The sequence below is a fragment of the Maribacter sp. genome, assembly GCF_039974175.1.
In the GTDB taxonomy this organism is placed as follows: Bacteria; Bacteroidota; Bacteroidia; order Flavobacteriales; family Flavobacteriaceae; genus Maribacter_C.
The window spans coordinates 1,199,549-1,216,823 of record NZ_JBDWJN010000010.1 but is presented as its reverse complement, the minus strand read 5'-3'; the positions used below and the strand labels follow the sequence as shown (position 1 = coordinate 1,216,823).

General features: G+C 40.9%; 17 protein-coding genes. 7 read left to right on the top strand and 10 right to left on the bottom strand.

Annotated elements, in window-relative coordinates:
- The first annotated feature begins 14 nt into the window (after positions 1 to 14).
- The 3 genes from ABJN95_RS14550 to ABJN95_RS14540 all read left to right on the top strand — a co-directional run bounded on the left by ABJN95_RS14550 (position 15) and on the right by ABJN95_RS14540 (position 2,666).
- The gene (locus ABJN95_RS14550) at positions 15 to 1,106 is read left to right on the top strand and encodes a serine hydrolase (protein WP_348371243.1); all 1,092 of its coding nucleotides are present in this window, start codon (positions 15 to 17) and stop codon (positions 1,104 to 1,106) included.
- Positions 1,107 to 1,115: 9 nt separating this feature from the next.
- The gene (locus ABJN95_RS14545; protein ID WP_348371241.1) at positions 1,116 to 2,048 is read left to right on the top strand and encodes an NAD-dependent epimerase/dehydratase family protein; all 933 of its coding nucleotides are present in this window, start codon (positions 1,116 to 1,118) and stop codon (positions 2,046 to 2,048) included.
- 87 nt (positions 2,049 to 2,135) lie between these two features.
- Positions 2,136 to 2,666 (top strand): hypothetical protein, encoded by a 531-nt coding sequence (locus ABJN95_RS14540; RefSeq protein ID WP_348371240.1) that lies wholly within the window; start codon positions 2,136 to 2,138, stop codon positions 2,664 to 2,666.
- A 9-nt stretch (positions 2,667 to 2,675) separates the two neighbouring features.
- Here ABJN95_RS14540 and ABJN95_RS14535 read toward each other — a convergent pair whose 3' ends face one another.
- The 5 genes from ABJN95_RS14535 to ABJN95_RS14515 all read right to left on the bottom strand — a co-directional run bounded on the left by ABJN95_RS14535 (position 2,676) and on the right by ABJN95_RS14515 (position 7,883).
- A complete protein-coding gene (locus ABJN95_RS14535; protein WP_348371238.1) occupies positions 2,676 to 3,278 on the bottom strand; it encodes a methyltransferase domain-containing protein in 603 nt (200 codons plus the stop codon).
- Positions 3,279 to 4,655: an amidohydrolase family protein gene (locus ABJN95_RS14530; protein ID WP_348371236.1), complete on the bottom strand. Its 1,377-nt coding sequence runs from the start codon at positions 4,653 to 4,655 to the stop codon at positions 3,279 to 3,281.
- 12 nt (positions 4,656 to 4,667) lie between these two features.
- Complete coding sequence (locus ABJN95_RS14525; protein ID WP_348371235.1) at positions 4,668 to 6,101, bottom strand: amidohydrolase family protein; 1,434 nt, start codon at positions 6,099 to 6,101, stop codon at positions 4,668 to 4,670.
- Positions 6,102 to 6,120: 19 nt separating this feature from the next.
- Entirely contained in the window at positions 6,121 to 6,888 is a 768-nt protein-coding gene (locus ABJN95_RS14520) for a CDP-alcohol phosphatidyltransferase family protein (RefSeq protein ID WP_348371232.1), read from the bottom strand.
- A gap of 155 nt (positions 6,889 to 7,043) precedes the next feature.
- A complete protein-coding gene (locus tag ABJN95_RS14515) occupies positions 7,044 to 7,883 on the bottom strand; it encodes a cyanophycinase (protein WP_348371230.1) in 840 nt (279 codons plus the stop codon).
- 78 nt (positions 7,884 to 7,961) lie between these two features.
- Here ABJN95_RS14515 and ABJN95_RS14510 point away from each other — a divergent pair, with 78 nt between their 5' ends.
- Positions 7,962 to 9,218, top strand: coding sequence for an MFS transporter (locus tag ABJN95_RS14510; protein ID WP_348371229.1), 1,257 nt, complete (start codon positions 7,962 to 7,964; stop codon positions 9,216 to 9,218).
- On the opposite strand, the gene ABJN95_RS14505 is transcribed toward ABJN95_RS14510, so the two are convergent.
- Entirely contained in the window at positions 9,215 to 9,787 is a 573-nt protein-coding gene (locus tag ABJN95_RS14505; protein ID WP_348371227.1) for a YdeI/OmpD-associated family protein, read from the bottom strand. The genes ABJN95_RS14510 and ABJN95_RS14505 overlap by 4 nt on opposite strands.
- A 175-nt stretch (positions 9,788 to 9,962) precedes the next feature.
- Here ABJN95_RS14505 and ABJN95_RS14500 point away from each other — a divergent pair, with 175 nt between their 5' ends.
- From ABJN95_RS14500 to ABJN95_RS14490, 3 genes are all read left to right on the top strand, one after another.
- Positions 9,963 to 13,352, top strand: coding sequence for a ThuA domain-containing protein (locus ABJN95_RS14500; RefSeq protein WP_348371226.1), 3,390 nt, complete (start codon positions 9,963 to 9,965; stop codon positions 13,350 to 13,352).
- Positions 13,353 to 13,415: 63 nt separating this feature from the next.
- Positions 13,416 to 13,994, top strand: a complete 579-nt coding sequence (locus ABJN95_RS14495; RefSeq protein ID WP_348371224.1) for a M23 family metallopeptidase — start codon at positions 13,416 to 13,418, stop codon at positions 13,992 to 13,994.
- A 13-nt stretch (positions 13,995 to 14,007) separates the two neighbouring features.
- Positions 14,008 to 14,298 (top strand): hypothetical protein, encoded by a 291-nt coding sequence (locus ABJN95_RS14490; RefSeq protein ID WP_348371223.1) that lies wholly within the window; start codon positions 14,008 to 14,010, stop codon positions 14,296 to 14,298.
- Here the strand turns inward: ABJN95_RS14490 and ABJN95_RS14485 are convergent.
- The 4 genes from ABJN95_RS14485 to ABJN95_RS14470 are packed head-to-tail and all read right to left on the bottom strand — an operon-like array spanning position 14,292 to position 17,231.
- Positions 14,292 to 15,065, bottom strand: a complete 774-nt coding sequence (locus ABJN95_RS14485) for an NIPSNAP family protein (RefSeq protein WP_348371221.1) — start codon at positions 15,063 to 15,065, stop codon at positions 14,292 to 14,294. The two genes, ABJN95_RS14490 and ABJN95_RS14485, sit on opposite strands and share 7 nt — an antisense overlap.
- A 16-nt stretch (positions 15,066 to 15,081) precedes the next feature.
- Positions 15,082 to 15,540 (bottom strand): GNAT family N-acetyltransferase, encoded by a 459-nt coding sequence (locus tag ABJN95_RS14480; RefSeq protein ID WP_348371219.1) that lies wholly within the window; start codon positions 15,538 to 15,540, stop codon positions 15,082 to 15,084.
- Between the two features lie 12 nt (positions 15,541 to 15,552).
- On the bottom strand, positions 15,553 to 16,467 hold the full coding sequence (locus ABJN95_RS14475; protein WP_348371218.1) for a metallophosphatase: 915 nt from the start codon (positions 16,465 to 16,467) through the stop codon (positions 15,553 to 15,555).
- Entirely contained in the window at positions 16,467 to 17,231 is a 765-nt protein-coding gene (locus ABJN95_RS14470) for a 5'-nucleotidase (protein ID WP_348371216.1), read from the bottom strand. Before ABJN95_RS14470 ends, ABJN95_RS14475 begins: the two co-directional genes overlap by 1 nt.
- Positions 17,232 to 17,275: the final 44 nt, after the last annotated feature.

The window sequence follows — 17,275 nt, the reverse complement described above, 5'->3', positions numbered from 1 at the left end:
GGGAGTATCACATTATGAAAAAACAAACACTACTATTCTTTTGCCTATTCTTACTGGCTGTTTGCAACGGACAAGATTCCTATCAATATGCACAGCCTGAGGCACTTTCCGATGGTTGGAAAACCGGAAATCTAACTTCGCACGAACTAGATACTACTAGAATATCTAAATTCTTTACCCAGCTTAGTACCGCAGAACACAAACTACATAGCGTGCTCTTGGTAAAAAGCAACGCGCTCCTTCTTGAAGAATATTTTGACAACCATAGTGTAAATCTACCTCATGATTTACGCTCAACCACCAAAAGTATACGAGCGTTATTGATGGGGATTGCAATAGACCAGGGGTTTATAGAAAGTGTAAACGACCCTATTACAAAGTATCTGAAACACCCAGTGGCCAAAAAAAACCTTGATTCTAGAAAAGAACAGATTACCATCAAACACCTCTTGACGATGTCAAGCGGCTTAGAATGTAACGATTGGGACAGAAAATCTAAAGGACAAGAAGATAAAGTATATAAGAAAAGTGACTGGCTTCAATATACCTTAGATCTTCCTATGGCGAATACGCCAGGTGTGGTCGCTACATATTGTTCTATGGGTGCAATAATGGTGGCAGAAATCATTGCACAGGCTTCGGGAATGCCCATTGACCAATTTGCTCAAGAATATTTGTTTAATCCTTTAGGTATAACCAACATAAGTTGGGGGCATACTTCCAAAAAAGAAATTATTCCTTCGGGGAAAAGATTGTATATGACTTCGCGTGATATGGCCAAAATCGGACAGTTGGTGCTCAACCAGGGAAAGTGGAACAACAAACAAATAGTTAGTCAACAATGGATAGCGGAAGCGACAGCGACAAAAACAAAGATTTCAGGTACTGAATACGGCTATTTTTGGTGGAACATTTCATTTAAAATTAACAACGACCTTTTGGTGGCGAAAGTAGCTACTGGAAACGGTGGGCAGTATATCATGGTGCTACCTGAGTTAGAACTAGTCGCTGTATTTACTGGCGGAGCCTATAATTCACAGCAGGATAAACTGCCTTTTGCGATTGTAAAAGATGTCTTCTTGCATACCTTTATAAATGAAAAATAACTATCTATCATGCATACCATCTTAGGCGCAAACGGTATCATCGGTGAAGAACTGGCCAAAGAACTACGTGCCAATTACACCGACAAAATCAAATTGGTCGGCCGAAACCCACAAAAAGTGCACCCTGATGACATGGTATGTAAAGCTGATTTATTCCATATTGAAGATGTTCATAGGGCTTTAGAAAATACAGAGATTGCTTATATGACCATTGGTTTGCCCTATACGTCAGAAGTATGGCTGCGCGATTGGGTTCGTATCATGGAGCTGATCATTGAGGGATGCAAAAAACAAAATTGTAAGCTGGTGTATTTTGATAATACCTATATGTATCCGCAAGATGCTGCGCTACAAAAAGAAGATACACCTATGCATTCTTCTGGCAAAAAGGGCAGAGGTAAGAAGTTGGCAGCAGAACTGTTGTTAAAAACAATTGCCAAGAAAGAGCTAGAAGCGTTGATTTGCCGAGCACCTGAATTCTATGGTCCAGGAAAAACAAAAGGTTTTACCAATACGCTGGTTTTTGAAGCCCTAAAGAAGGGTAAAAAACCCAAGGTGTTTTTAAATGATAGGGTAGTTCGTACGCTGATATATACTCCCGATGCTAGTAGAGCAATGGCCTTGTTGGCAAATACGCCAGATGCTTACGCACAAACATGGCATTTGCCCTGTGATGACAATCGATTGACCTACAAACAATTCATGGCCGAAATTTCAAGTCAATTGGGTCGTAAAGTGAAATATACCGTATTGAATTCCATTACATTAAGAATACTTGCGTTAGTTCACCCCATGATTAAAGAAACAAAAGAACTGTTCCCTAGGTATCAAATTGATAATATTTTTGATTCTTCGAAGTTTAAGGCTCGATTTCCTGATTTTGAAGTGACTACCTATGCAGAGGGAATACGAGAAATACTTCGAGATTACGGCATTAAATAGTAGTGCCTAACAGTTTTCAGTTGAAAAAATTGTAACAATACGCGCTTGTCGACGTCATATGTTCAATCAATCAAAAACCTAACAATCATGAAACTACCACTACCACTTCGTGTTGGCATTACCGCTGTTGTAACACTTATGGTCTGGGCACATATCGGCTGGGACTATTTCCATGAAGGCATACCCACACACTATCTTTTACACGATAAAGACCTGCCTGGGATACCCAATTGGCTCGGGGGACTGGTGCTACCGTTTTTTACTTGGTTCTTACTTTATCGTATTCATAAGCGAATTGATGAATCGAAGTCAAGTTCCGAAAGTTTACAGCTTGTAATTTTAAGGTTTCTTTTGGCGATGGGAGTCGCTATAGCCCTTTCGGTTTTCTATACTTTGGATATTAGTCTGATAGACTATATTATGCCCACAATTTTTATTCTAGCTTTCATTTTTCCCCTATACAAATCTGAATATTTGTTAGGCTGGGTACTGGGTTCTTCCTTTACTTTTGGCGCCATCATACCCATTGGTTTTGGAAGCCTTTTCGCTCTGGTGTTTTTTATGTTTTATAGGGTTCCTAGAGGTGTTTTCAACTATTTCAAACTCAGGAAAGGATAACTGATTCGACTATTTTTTTCTAAAAATTCCAAATAGCTCGTTACCCATTCGTGGTGGAATCGAATTGTAACAAGCTGCAAATACGATAGTTTTGAAATACCCATTTAGGTAACTTAAATACAGTTGTTTATCGCCTCCAAAGGGTCTTTTCTCCATGCTTTCGGTCAAAGGAAGGTCAAACCAGACACCAACTAATTTTCCGTTTGGCTTCAGCAGTTGTGCCATTTGTTTGGCATAAGCATTTCGGTTCTCGTCTGTGGGAACAAGAGAGCAGAAAAAAGTCTGTTCGAAGATGAGGTCATATTGACTTTCATGTTCGAAGAAGTCTTCTACTACTAATTGTGCCGTTGGATAATCGGGATTGCGTTCTTGGAATTGCTTTAACGGAAATTCGGAAATATCCATTACAAATACATTTTGAAACCCTTTGTGCCAAAGGTATTCTGCTTCGTAGGCATTACCTGCGCCAGGAATCAAAATAGAGATAGATTTATCTTGAATTTGGTCGATATACGCTTTCAAGGGAGTAGCGGGGTAGCCGATATCCCAACCCGTTCGTTCTTCTTGATAACGTTTGGTCCAATAGTCTTTCTCCTGTGATTTCTTGTTCATTTAATTTTGAGCAGCATGCTGGGCAATAATTGCTAATTTTTCATCAATTTCTTCTTTCGGTAACCATCGCCCTTGCAGCATGACACCCGATAGTTGTTTTAGAGCTGCAATATTTGTCAACGGATTAGAATCTAGCAACACGAGGTCTGCATCTAAGCCTACCTTGATTTCTCCAAAGGTATCAGACATGCCAAAGAAAGTAGCCGGATTCATGGTGCCTGACTGAATGATTTCTAAGGGAGTCATTCCTGCATCCGACATCCCACTAATTTCATGATGTATGGAAAACCCGGGAACATTAAAAAGTTGAGGGGCATCAGAACCTAGCAACATGCCGTGTCCATTTTTACTCAAAGCATTTATGAGTTGTTTCCGGATACTATCAAACCTTTGCCACTGCGTTTGATTGAAACCTGTATCTGTCGCTGTAGATTGTTCCTTGCGCTCTTTCCAGTTTTGCAAGGTAGTTGCTGGCATATATTTCATCTCAGCTTGTTTTAATAATTCATCGGCTGAAACCGGAGCAAACCATCTTTCGAAAAGGCTTTGGGTGGAAACAATCCATACTTCATTTTTTTTAGCAAGCGCAACCAATTCATCGATTTTGGAGGTATCCGCTAAGGGAGTAAAAGCAAAGCCAAAGAAGCCATTTTTTGTTGGGTCGACTTTTTCCGACTCGGGTACAAGGCCCTCTAGAAAACCATCGACATGGTCAATGGAGGCGTACTTACTTTCCAAAGCATGTCGAATGCCAACATCAACGGGAACGTGACCAGCGAATCGGATACCAACTTCGTTCGCCGTTTCTACAACTTGATCAAATACTTCCCTTTGAATACCTGGATGAATTTTCAAAAAGTCATATCCCGCCTTTTTATAGGCGGTCACTTTTTCGATAGCATCTTCCTTGGTTTTGATCGAATTTCCGTTCAAGGAAGGGCTTGAAGTGAAAATACGTGGGCTGATAATTTTTCCCTCCTTGGCCGTGTTGCGGAGACTCAAATGTGCTGGATGACCCAACATACCGCGAATCGTAGTAATACCATTGGAGACGTATAGAAAAAGAATTTCCTCGATACGTTCTGAATGCGTCGATGGGGTCGGAATATGCGCATGCATTTCCGCTAATCCGGGAATGAGAAATTTTCCATTTCCATCAATGATTTTGTTATAGCCTTTTAGGTTTCCATTAGATTCTAAAATGCTTTTAATTTTTCCAGAATCGATAACGATATTACGGTTTTCAAGAAGTTCACCTGAACGTACATCAACGATATTCGTGTTTGAAATTAGTATCGCCGTCGGGCTGATTATTTCTTGTGCCTGGTTACAAGCACATAAAAATGTCAAGTATAAAATTGCAAATAGCTTTTTCATGATAACTAGTTTTTATTTAGTTTCTTCTTTTAGGCTGGCATGCTGAACGGAAGCTTTTAAGAGGGCTTCCAATTGTTTTTTTGAAAATATTTTACCCTTCTGAATTACAGTGTGAATCTGTTGGGTATGTTCAATGTTTTCTAATGGATTTGCATCAAGTAGTACCAAATCTGCCATTTTTTGTTCGGAGATACTTCCATAGGCGTCTTGTTTTAAAAAAGCTGCTCCGTTATAAGCTGAGCTTCTCAGGGCATTCAATGGCGATATTCCATTGGATACCATTTCCTGAAGTTCTTTGTGCAAGGAAACCCCCGGGTAGGTGTATGAATTATAAGCACCGCTGTCTGAGCCCGCAAGTAATCCAACACCAGCATCATCAAGTGATTTGGTTAACTCCCCAAACAACAAATCTAGGGTCTTTCGATCGGCAATGGCTTTTTCCGAAGAATTCTTTGCTCGTTTGATGCGTCCTTCATAGGTTGCGATGAGGCCATCACTCATGTATTTGAGGTAGGCGTCGTTGCTGTGATCTACTTCATCTAGGTAGCTCAAGGTCTTTCCAATGTGCAAGGTGGGCACAACATAGACGTTGTTGTTTTTTAAATGTTGAAAGGTTTTTTTAGCCGTACTGTTTTGGTAATTGGCCATAAGGAGGGGCATAGCTTCCCAGAAGCCGATTTCTTTGTTTTGTAATTGCTGGGTAACTTCTTTTTCATTGGAAGCACATCCCTTCATTACATAATATAAGTGTTCTATAGCATCAATACCAGAATTAACGGCCTCATCTAATTGTACAGTAAAAGGCATATGGCCAGAAACTATAAGGCCCCTTTCTTCAGCTTCAGCAATTGTTTTTAAATAGATTTCTCCAGAAATTCTACTGTCGTATAACTTGACGAAATCAGTTGGAATGGCCTGTAGCGAATCTAGGGCCTGGGTAACATCAGCTTCGGTTGCAACTTCTAGCGAACCGGCCCAGGTTCCATTTGGTCCGTCTATTTTTGGCCCAGAAGTAAATATTTTTGGTCCGACCAGATTGCCTTCTGCAATTGCATTTCTCCAAGCTAAAACAGCATCTGTCAAATCGCCACCGGCATCGCGAACCGTGGTGATTCCATTGGCAATAAATAGGTTTAGGAAGTTTTTGTTGGCGCTTATCAAACTATCTCCGCCGCGAAAATGCACATGGTTATCCCAAAACCCAGGCAGTACATACTTCCCTGTGGCGTCTAAGATTTTTACAGCTTCGAAAGGAGGCTCACTATGCGAATCGCTAATTTTTTTTATCCTTCCTTCAGAAATAAAAATTACTTTTTGTTCAACAGCACCAGTCTCTAAATCAATGATCTTACCGTTTAGAATAACCAAATCAAACTGTTCTTTCTTATCGGAAGAACAACTTAATAGAGAGAGTATAGAGACCCAAAAAAAACAGAGTATTCGCATACCTGAAAAGTATGGAAAATTACCGATTTATCAATCGGCGAATCGCAATAAATACCAGAATAAATACAGAATATCCTATAAAAAATGGCACAATATATTGCTTCAAATCAAGAGCCAACATGACACCAATAAGAAGCAATTGAAAACCTAAACCAAAGGTAGAAACTGCTGTCATAAACCAATTGGGAAGGTTTTGTGCTTCTACAGCATCACGATCTAGTTGGTGTATGACCTTGTCAAAAACACCATAGAACAAGGTGTACAGTCTAAAGAGAATATTTACATCGCGTTGCTTTTCTCCCTTTAGGGCCTTCGGTGTTTCACTTTCAAAGATGCGGCTGGTGGTATCGCCATTGTGCTTGTTTCTTAAGATTACATAGTAATAATTATAGAGTGTGCCCTGCAATTGAATACCAATGAAAGCCAAAAAACTGAGTGCGAGCGAACCGTCAGTTACATACCAAATAGTCATCAAGATCATGAGATTTAAAATGATGTCAGAGACTGAATCTAAGTATCTTCCGGTATATGAGGGCATATTTTTGATTCGGGCCAACTCGCCATCAGCAGCGTCAAGAATTGATTTTAAAACCAAAAAGAATGCCGTGGCTAGGTAGAAATGACTAAGCATGCAAACAATAGCGATTAATCCAGACACAACAAATGCAATGGTAACATGAATGGGCGTAAAGGAAGTATTTTTGAGCGATTGCGCAATAACTTTTGCAGCGGGTCTTCCGTAATCAGACAAGTCCAAGAATTGATTCTGCTTGGGCAGTTTTGACATAGCATCAAGTTCTTGAAGAAAACCAGTAACGGAAACACGTTAGCCTGGTACACTCCGCAGAACCTTATACAAAGATAAGGTTTAATTTACCTTTTAAAAACCCCTAGACTGTGGGCTAATCTTGGTAAAACGGAGCTCCATAAGATGGCAAAGGGTCAATCTGTGATCACTTTGCGCTCTTTCATATGGTATTTGTCGCCCGGCTGTAAAAAATAAAATAGGTTCTCGTCGGCAGGAAGGGTTTTAAGTTGGCTGCCCTCTCGTGACCAAAATGAGCCATCGTATATCAATACTTTGCTTTTTCCCATGACTTCGAAAACATCTCCTGTCACTACTGCTGCTGTACTTTCATCGATACCGATGCCTAGTAATTCTGGTTTATTTTTTAAGATATCGAACATGTCAAACTGCCGATTTCTTGCAAGCACGTGTTGGTCTATGGCGATATTCTTTATAAAACCAAAGCCTTCTTCATGGTCTCCCATCATGATCTGATTGTTTTGGGTATCTCCACGTGCCAAATAAGACCCTTGAATTGTTGCACCAGCTGATGAACCTCCAATAACCCCTCCATTATTCAAAATATCCCAAATGTGTTTTTCAGTTTTGGTGCCGGCATAAGCGTCTACTAATCGCCATTGACGACCTCCTCCAAACCACACCGCTGTTGCATCTGCCAAGGGTTTTACGAAAGTATCGCTTTCTGCCTCCTTCCTGTCATAGGTGTGCAAAACGGTGACATTTGTAGCACCAAAGGCGGCGAGCTGCTTGGCAAACCAAACGTTATTCTGATCTATTTCTCCACCTGCAGCAGTGGGTATTACTACGATTTTGGCATCGCTACCGCCGGCTAATTCAATGAATTTTTTTGTAATGGCTTCGCCTATGCGCCCCCCGCCTACAATAACGAGGGCTCCGTTTTCAGGACCTGTAGTCAAGTTTTCTTGTGCATTGGAAGTAAGGGTTAAGAGTAGGAGGAAGAATAATTTTTTCATGAACAATGATTTTCATAAAGATACGCAGATGCTATGTTTTGATCAAGGTTTCGTTGGATCTTAGTATCTTTCACAGCGATGAAACAAAAAGCCACTTGGTACTATCTCCTTCTTTTGATTTTAGCAGGAGAGGCCGTTTTTATTCTCCCCTTTGTATTACCGCGCATTTTTAGACCTACCGTATTGGATGTGTTTGCCTTAGATAATACGCAGATAGGACTTTGTTTTTCGGTTTATGGCCTTGTCGCGATACCTTCCTATTTGCTCGGGGGACCTTTAGCCGATAAATTTCCTCCACGAAAATTAATGGCCATAGCGCTCTGGATGACTGCCGCTGGAGGCTTAATATTCGCAACATTCCCCAGTTTTAAAAGCTTACAGCTTTTGTATGGGTATTGGGGCTTTACGACTATCTTTCTCTTCTGGGCTCCCATGATAAAAGCAACCCGCGTTTGGGGAGGCGCCAGTTCGCAAGGGAAAGCATTCGGACTTTTGGATGGTGGGCGTGGATTGACCGGTTTTCTTTTTGGACTTCTAGGAGTCTTTATTTTCTCCATTTTTATTTCGGATAATGTTGCAACTGCATTGCTGCCAGAAAGGCAAGAAGCCTTTAAATATGTTATTTATTGTTCAACGTTGATTATTACCATTATCGGAATTCTGACTTGGTTTTTTATGAAGTCCGATGTAGATGAAAAAAAAATCTTGCTGGACCGGATTTCAGTGAAGCAGATTATCTCTGTTTTGAAACTACCTGCAGTAGTATTACTCATGGTGATTATTCTATGTGCCTATGTAGGCTACAAAATAACAGATGTTTTATCTTTATATGCCAGCGAAGTTATGCTATACGACGAAGTGAAAGCGGCGCAAACAGGAACGTTTCTGCAGTTCCTTAGACCTGCAACGGGGATATTCTTAGGTCTCCTTGTCGACCGATTTAGAATTAGCTTAGCTCTAGTTTATAGTTTTGGCGCTTCAATTATTGGGGGGATTTTGTTCGCGACAGGAAGTATTGAACCTTCAACAACAGCACTGTTCTTCATGTCTATTATAATTATTGCATTGGGTGTATATTCGGCTAGGGCTTTATATTTTGCAGTAATGCAAGAAGGAAAGATTCCATTAGTATTAACAGGTACGGCTGTAGGTTTAGTTTCTTTGGTAGGCTATACACCAGATATCTTTGCGGGCCCTGCTTATGGGTATTTATTAGATGCCCACCCAGGAGAAGAAATCGGTCATCAAAACGTCTTTTGGATGCTAACCGCCTTTGCAGTTGTTGGCGGAATTGCCGCTACTATTTACTATCGTTTATACGGTCGCGAGAATTAGGCTCCCCACCCGTTGCGAGCTTTGATATTGTCATGGCATAGTTGGGTGATTTCGGCAATTCTTTTCCGACGGGTTTCTTCCCGTTTGGCCTGATTCAGATAATACAAATAACTTTTTCGTTGTCCTCGCGTAAAATTTTGGAAATTGGAATAGGCAATGGGGTTTTGATCAAAAGCATCTTGCAGTTCCTTGGGTATTATTCCTTTTTCCACAGCATCTAAGGCCGTCCATGAACCGTTCTTTTTGGCTGTACGTATTGATTGAAGTCCACTATTGTGCATTAGATTTTTTTTCTTGAGATCTTTGATATGGTCTTTGTTGACCTTACTCCAAACACTTTTAGGTTTACGAGGGCAGAAGTATTGTCTTCGTTTTCCTGTGCCTATGTTTTTTACAGTGCTGTCAATCCACCCATAACAAAGCGCAACGCGAACGGCTTCCTCCCAACGCATGCTTTCGTTCTCATGTGATACCGCATAGAAAATAAGATAAATACCTGTTGCTTGCATATGGTTGTCATGCAGCCACGCTCTCCATTCAGTATCGTTTTTGAAATAGTATTCCTGCATATTTTTAATCGAATTCAGGCAATCTGTTATTTTTCTTTAAAAATAATACTTAAAACTTGATGAATACTTGACATTTCATTGTGAATGTCTATTTTTAGGAGTTGTATCAAAATCTAAACTTGATGTTAACCAAGAGTTTCCTTATTTCGGGGAATGAAAGTAAACCAGATTATTTATGAGAAAAATTGCAATCGTTGTATGTGTTGTTTTCGGATTGTTTCTTGCCAGTTGCGGAAACAAGCGGGAAGGAAAACCTAAGGTATTGGTCTTTTCAAAAACTATGGGTTTTAAACATGCCTCTATTCCTGCCGGAATAGCCGCTATTCAAAAACTCGGTATTGAAAACGGATTTGTAGTTGACACTACGAAAAATGCCGAACTCTTTAATGAAGAAAACCTCCAACAATATTCATCCATAATTTTTCTTAGTACCACAATGAATGTACTCGACCATGAGCAAGAAGCCGCTTTTGAGCGGTATATTCAAGCTGGTGGCGGTTATGTTGGTGTACATGCAGCGGCAGATACAGAATATGACTGGGGATGGTATAACAAGCTAGTTGGTGCGCAATTCTTAAGTCATCCTGCGGGAACCCCCGAAGCTGATTTTATTATCAAAGACAACAGTTTTATAGCTACAAAACACTTCACAGATTCTATTTGGCATAGATCTGATGAACTCTATAACTACAAAAGAATCAATGCTGATGTGAACGTCTTGATGACGGTTGATGAATCAACCTACGAAGGAGGAGCGAACGGAGACTTTCATCCGATTGCCTGGTACCATGAATTTGATGGAGGGCGTGCATTTTATACAGGAGCAGGTCATACTGACGAAAGTTATGAAGAAGAGCCTTTTTTAAAGCATTTGTTGGGGGGAATTCAATATGCCATTGGCGATAATCTCAATTTAGATTACAGTAAGGCTACAACGCAGTTGCCACCTGATATCGACCGTTTCTCTAAAGTGGTTCTTTCGGAGGGTAAATTTTATGAACCTACTGAGATGACCATTTTACCCAATCATGATGTGCTAATCGGGCAACGTCACGGTGAAATATTGAGATACAATGCAGAAACCAAGGAATTGACCGAAGTTGCCAAACTAGATGTGTATGACAAAACATTACATACGCCTGGAGTGAATGCGGAAGAGGGTTTGATGGGCTTGCAAAAAGACCCAAATTATGCGACCAACAATTGGATATATGTCTTTTATGCACCCACCGGAGATGAAGAAGTCAATCGTTTGTCACGTTTTAAATATGCTGATGGCACCTTTGACTTGGCTTCAGAACAAAAGATTATTGATGTGGCCTCACAACGCGAAATTTGCTGTCATACAGGAGGTTCCATAGCTTTTGGGGGAGACGGGTTGCTTTATCTTTCCACTGGAGATAATTCTACACCTTTCAATGAAAGGGGTGCTAAGTTTGTAAATGAAGGTTATGCACCTTTGAATGACCTTCCAGGGAAGCAACAGTACGACGCCAGACGCTCTTCGGGCAATACCAACGATCTAAGGGGTAAAATTCTTCGTATCAAGGTAAATGAAGATGGCAGTTATGCTATTCCTGATGGAAATTTGTTCGCACAAGGAACCGAAAAGACCAGACCAGAAATTTATACCATGGGACATCGCAACCCGTATCGTATATCGGTCGATTCGAAACGCGGCTATGTGTATTGGGGAGATGTTGGGCCTGATGCACGCGAAGATAGGCTCGATACTCGAGGTCCAAGGGGTTATGATGAAATGAATCAAGCCAGGGCAGCGGGAAACTTTGGTTGGCCCTTATTCATTGGAGATAACAAGCCCTATGTAGATTATGATTATGCTACGGGAGAAAGTGGCATCACCTTTGACCCTGAAAAGCCCATTAACGATTCTGAGAACAACACAGGGCTTCGTGAATTACCACCAGCACAACCAGCTTATGTATTTTACCCCTATGCGGAGACCTCAGAATTCCCACAGGTAACTTCGGGCGGAAGAAACGCCATGGCAGGCCCTACCTACTATTCCGATGAATTTCCAAATGGAGGAGGATTGCCCGCTTATTATGATGGAAAAGTGATTATTTATGATTGGATGCGTGGTTGGATGAAGGCTGTTACTTTGTTCGATGACGGTTCTTTTAGCAAGATGGAACCTTTTGCCTCTGATATCAAGGTGAGCAACTTGATTGATATGGAAATGGGACCAGATGGGCGTCTTTACCTTTTGGAATATGGTAGCGCGTGGTTTTCGGCGAATGAGGACTCTGGCTTGAGCTTTGTCGAGTTCAATGGAGGAAATCGGCCTCCTGTTATAGACAATATGATAGTAGATAAGACTTCTGGAAAGCTTCCATTGACCATTAATGCTAGTGTAGAGGCAAGAGATCGTGAGAAAGATGCGATAAGCTACGTTTGGAATTTAGGCAATGGAGAAACCAAGGAAACCACAGCGCCAAAAATTGCGCACACCTATACCGATGCAGGAGATTTTAAAGTATCGGTTGAGGTAAAAGATGCTGGAGGCGAATCTGCGAAAAGTCAAAGCGTTTCGGTGGTTGCCGGCAATGGCAGACCAGAAATCGCTATTAATATTAATGGGGGTAATTCGTCCTTCTTCGTACCGGGCCAGCCTGTGAATTATGAGGTTACAGTAACCGATGAGGAAGGTGAAATCGACCCATCGAATATTTATGTTTCAGTAGATTATCTAGAAGGAATGGATAAAGTTGCCATGTCACTTGGGCACCAACAAGCCTCGGCAGCGGTAACCGGTGAGGCACTGACCCTTGCAATGGATTGCAAATCGTGCCACAAGGAAGCGGAGGCATCTATAGGACCCAATTACATGGAAGTTGCTCAAAAATACAAAGATGATAATGGGGCTATGGCTTATTTACAAAAGAAAATCAAAGAAGGCGGTTCTGGTGTTTGGGGAGATGTGATGATGGCAGCGCATCCGAATATTTCTTCCGATGAGACCCGCCAAATAGCGACTTATATCTTGTCATTGGCAGGTGATGATAACAAGAAGCCTTCTTTACCTCCAAAAGGTACTGTTGTGGCCGAAGCCGCAGCACCAGGCCATATGATGGTATTAACAGCCAGCTATACAGACCAAGGAGCGGCAGGAGCTGTCCCTTTAACAGGCTCTAAATCGATAGCATTGTCAAGCAATACAGTCTTGTTCAATGATCAGATGAATACCGATGGAATGCAGTCCATCGCTTTTAATGGAATGGATTTATTGCTTCTATCTGGTGCAAACGGATGGTATGAAATTGAGGATATTGATCTTAGTGGAGTGAAAGCGGTTATTATTGCTGCTGGATGGCAAGAAGCACCAAAAGTCGCTTATGATTTTGAGGTGCGATCAGGAGCGCCTGATGGAGAAATTATTGGTAAAGGAAGAATGAATGTGCCCCCAGCTGGGGCTCCGGGTGGAGCAGCCGTTGTGCCGCTCACAGGAAAAACAGATGGAAAAGCAGATCTTTTTATCACCTATGCGGTTGAAGAAGGTAAAACACCAGCCCAGATAGCTTTGGTAAATACTACCTTTAACTAAAACGATTAATTCATGAGATGAAAGCATTCGACTTGGTCGGATGCTTTTTTATATTTGATAGCGATGATAACCAATACTACCAGACGATTTTGGTACGCCCTATTAATGTCACTCGCCTTTTTGGTGCGGAATCGAAGTATGCGCAAATGGTTTTGGGTACCCTTGGTGCTCATTGGTATTGGATTTCTTCTTCCCCAGAACATGATTATTCCCGTTAAGGATGCTACGACCAGCAGTTGGGATGACGAATCGTTTTGGGCCTATCCTTGGGGGAGCTCAATTACGCACAAGGGTATTGATATTTTTGCTGATAAGGGTACAGACATTATAGCGGCCACATACGGAATTGTTGTTTATACTTACGAAGGAGGAAAAGGAGGGAAGTCCGTTATGGTTTTAGGCCCCAAATGGCGTTTTCACTACTACGCCCATATGGACGAAATCAAAACCTTTGTTTTCAAACCCTTAAAAAGAGGAACCGTTATTGGTACGGTTGGCAATACCGGAAATGCTATAAACACGCCCCCGCATTTGCACTATGCCATTACCTCGCCCTTTCCGTATCCAAAATTGTATGATAACGAATCGGTTCAAGGTTGGAAGCGCATGTTTCATTTGGATCCTGATATTTGGCTTCGGTAAATTACTTTTGCGTATGGATTATCAAGAATTTAAAAAATCACTAGCGGAAGAATTTCCGCCTGAAGATTGGTCAGCGGTCTTAAAATCGCTTTGGTATGATGCCAATGGGAAATGGGAAGCCTCTCATGATATTGTTGACGGAATGAACAATGCGATTGCCAAATGGGTTCATGCCTATCTACATAGAAAGGAGGGTGATGATTGGAACGCCAGATACTGGTACCGACAGGCTGGAAAGTCTTTTCCCAAGAGATCACTTGAAGAAGAACATCGCGAACTAGTTGAATTTATTCTAAATCAGTAGTCGGAATATTCCGTGGGATACAAAAGCCGTGTATCATTGCGCGATACCGTGTTTTGATATTTGGGTATGACCTTTAGTTTATTCCATTCTGGCGAATCAACAAATGCTTTCCAGTTGGCATCCCTTACCTCTTGATTTGCGTGTGTAGTCATATACATTAAATTCGGCATACGAGCACCTGAAAGTACCTCTGCGTAAAACACGGCATTAAATCCGAGCTTATCGAAAAGCGCTACTTCACCACCGGCATTGAACATGTCTACCTTCTTTTTGTAGAGTTCTTCGGTTGCCGACTCATAACTTCGCAACTCATATATACGGTCTTTGCGTGGGCCATCTAATGTTGACGGCCTCATTTTGGGCATGTCAACAAAGGCTTTCATTAAAGCGGACTCGATGCGCGCATAAGGGGGCTTGTCATGCGGGGCTTCTAAATACGCCTTCCCCTTAGATTTATAAGATTCATTGGTGGCTAGTGCATCCTCTAATAAACGAAACTGAACCAAGGAGGAAAAAGGAATCAAAACATAGGTCTTCTTAGACGTATCGTTTTCAGAAGGTCTTGGTTTAAAAACTCCGATGTTCTTTATGTCTAATGCCTTCAAAGCAGGCATAAAAGCGTTTTCGAGATAGTTATCGGTTAACTTTTCCTGAGCTTCGTTATCAAAAGAATATATCTTAAGCTGATAGTATTCTTGAGTCTGGGCCTTAGCTTGCATTATTCCAAAAAGAAGTATAACGGCAAGAAGGTTTCGTACTATTTTCATGATAGATGTTTTTAGTCTATGAAGATACATTTTTTTGAAAGCAGATGCTATTTTCAATGCCTTGATATTGTCCGTAATTGGCTATTCGCTGGTAACCGTTCTTTTCATAAAGTGCGATAGCTTCTGGTTGTCGTTTGCCTGTTTCCAGAATGCAATGTGAGTTGCCCAGCTCGGCAGCCCATATCTCTAGGGCTTTTAGAATTTGTGTTGCATAGCCTTGTCCTCTTTCTGAAGGAGGTACGTACATCCGTTTTACCTCCATGGTAGTGTCTTCAAATGCTTTCAGCGCACCACAACCTACGGCCTTCTTATCAATATATAAAACGATGACGTGATGTAATTGGTCAATACTATTGAATTGATGATAAAACTCATGATCTTCACCATCACGTTCGCCAAGATCTGCATCCAATTGCGCTACAAGTTTTATAAAGTCGAGATTTTTTGAATCTGTACGTTTGGGTTGATTTAACATGCTACTTGGTACTTAAACAGATATAGATACACCCTTGGAACTGTTGTTTTTTGAACTGTCAAAATAGAAATCGATTCGCCCTACATTTATGCCAAAGCACCCCACTTGGTTTACCAAAACTTCTTTGCCTTTGTTGTTTGTCACAATATCAGGTTTGTCTAAAAAAGTGTGCGTATGTCCTCCTATGATGAGGTCGGTATAATTTGTTTTCGAAGCCAGTGTTAGGTCATCAGGTCTTTCTTCCCAGGCTTCATATTCGTATCCCAAATGAGATAAACAGATAATAAGATCACATCGTTCTTCCTCTTTTAACCGCCCTTCGATATCAAGCGAAATTTCATAGGGATCTAGATATATGGTTTCCTTATACAATTTCTTACTTACCAACCCCTCTAGTCCTATGCCGATGCCATAAACTCCAACTTTAATACCATCAAGGGAATAGGTTTTATAGGGTTTGGTAAATCCGTTTAATACGGTATTCTTAAAATCGTAATTTGCAGATAATAAATCGAATTTGGCGTGTGGTAGTTGCGCATATAGACCTTCTAAACCATTGTCAAAATCATGGTTCCCTATGGTCGCAGCATCGTATTTGAGCATACTCATGAGTTTAAATTCCAACTCTCCACCGTAAAAATTGAAGTAAGGAGTGCCTTGAAAAATATCACCTGCGTCGAACAAGAGGGTATTTTTGTTCTCTTTGCGAATAGCATCGACTAAAGCAGCTCTTCTCGCAAGTCCTCCAAGATTTGGGTAAATAGAGTGGTCTTTCGGAAAGGCATCGATATGGCTGTGAACATCATTGGTGTGTAAGATGGTTATGTGTTTGTCTCCATCATTCGAACATGAGGCTAGTGGGAGTCCGCCCAAGCCTACAAATGCCGAGCTTGCCGCAGTATTTGCTATAAATTTTCTTCTGTCCATTAATTCAATTTATAAAATCGGTCATCCACTTTGGCACGTAGCGTATCTACTTTTGTAAAGTAATCGATCATCGCATTTCTAATTAAATAGTCGGTATCGGTCGTGCCAAGCATCCCTTTGAAGAAACCCATATTATCGCCTCCAGTGACCAGATAATTTGAGGTTGCTACGTAGTAATTTTTGTTTTCAATAAAGGGGCTACCTTGAATTTTTAGTGATTTTAGCTTATCGTTTTGATCTAAGACTATCTGCATACCACTAATGGGATGTGCTCGTTTTGAACTGATTAAAAAATCTATCATTTCAAGAACAGCCGCGCCGCTTAGCTCGACCACAACAATGGAATTCTCAAAAGGCATAACCTCATAAGCGGTTCGAGCCGAAACATTTCCTTTAGAGATAATGGAACGAATTCCCCCATGGTTCAAAAGAACGAAATCGATATCCGCACCCTTACGTGATTTAAAGATAGGATTTGCCTCTTGAAGAATAATATCGGCCATGAGATTTCCTTCGGAGGTATTATACACTCCATCTCCTTTGGTTAACATATAAGGGGCATAGGCTAGGGTGCTATCTAAAACTTCGTTAACCCTTTTACGATAGGGAGCCACAAAGTTTTCAACCGAATCAATTTCCATCAAAGTGCTGTCAATGGCCAAGTGTTTGGCATCAATTTTGGAGAGGGAAGGAGGAGACTCTTTACAAGAGGCGAAAAAGAATAATGTTATAATTATAACAAATTGTTGTATTTTTAAATTCATAATCCTTTTTATCTTGCGCCTTAAATATGTATTGATATTCTTTA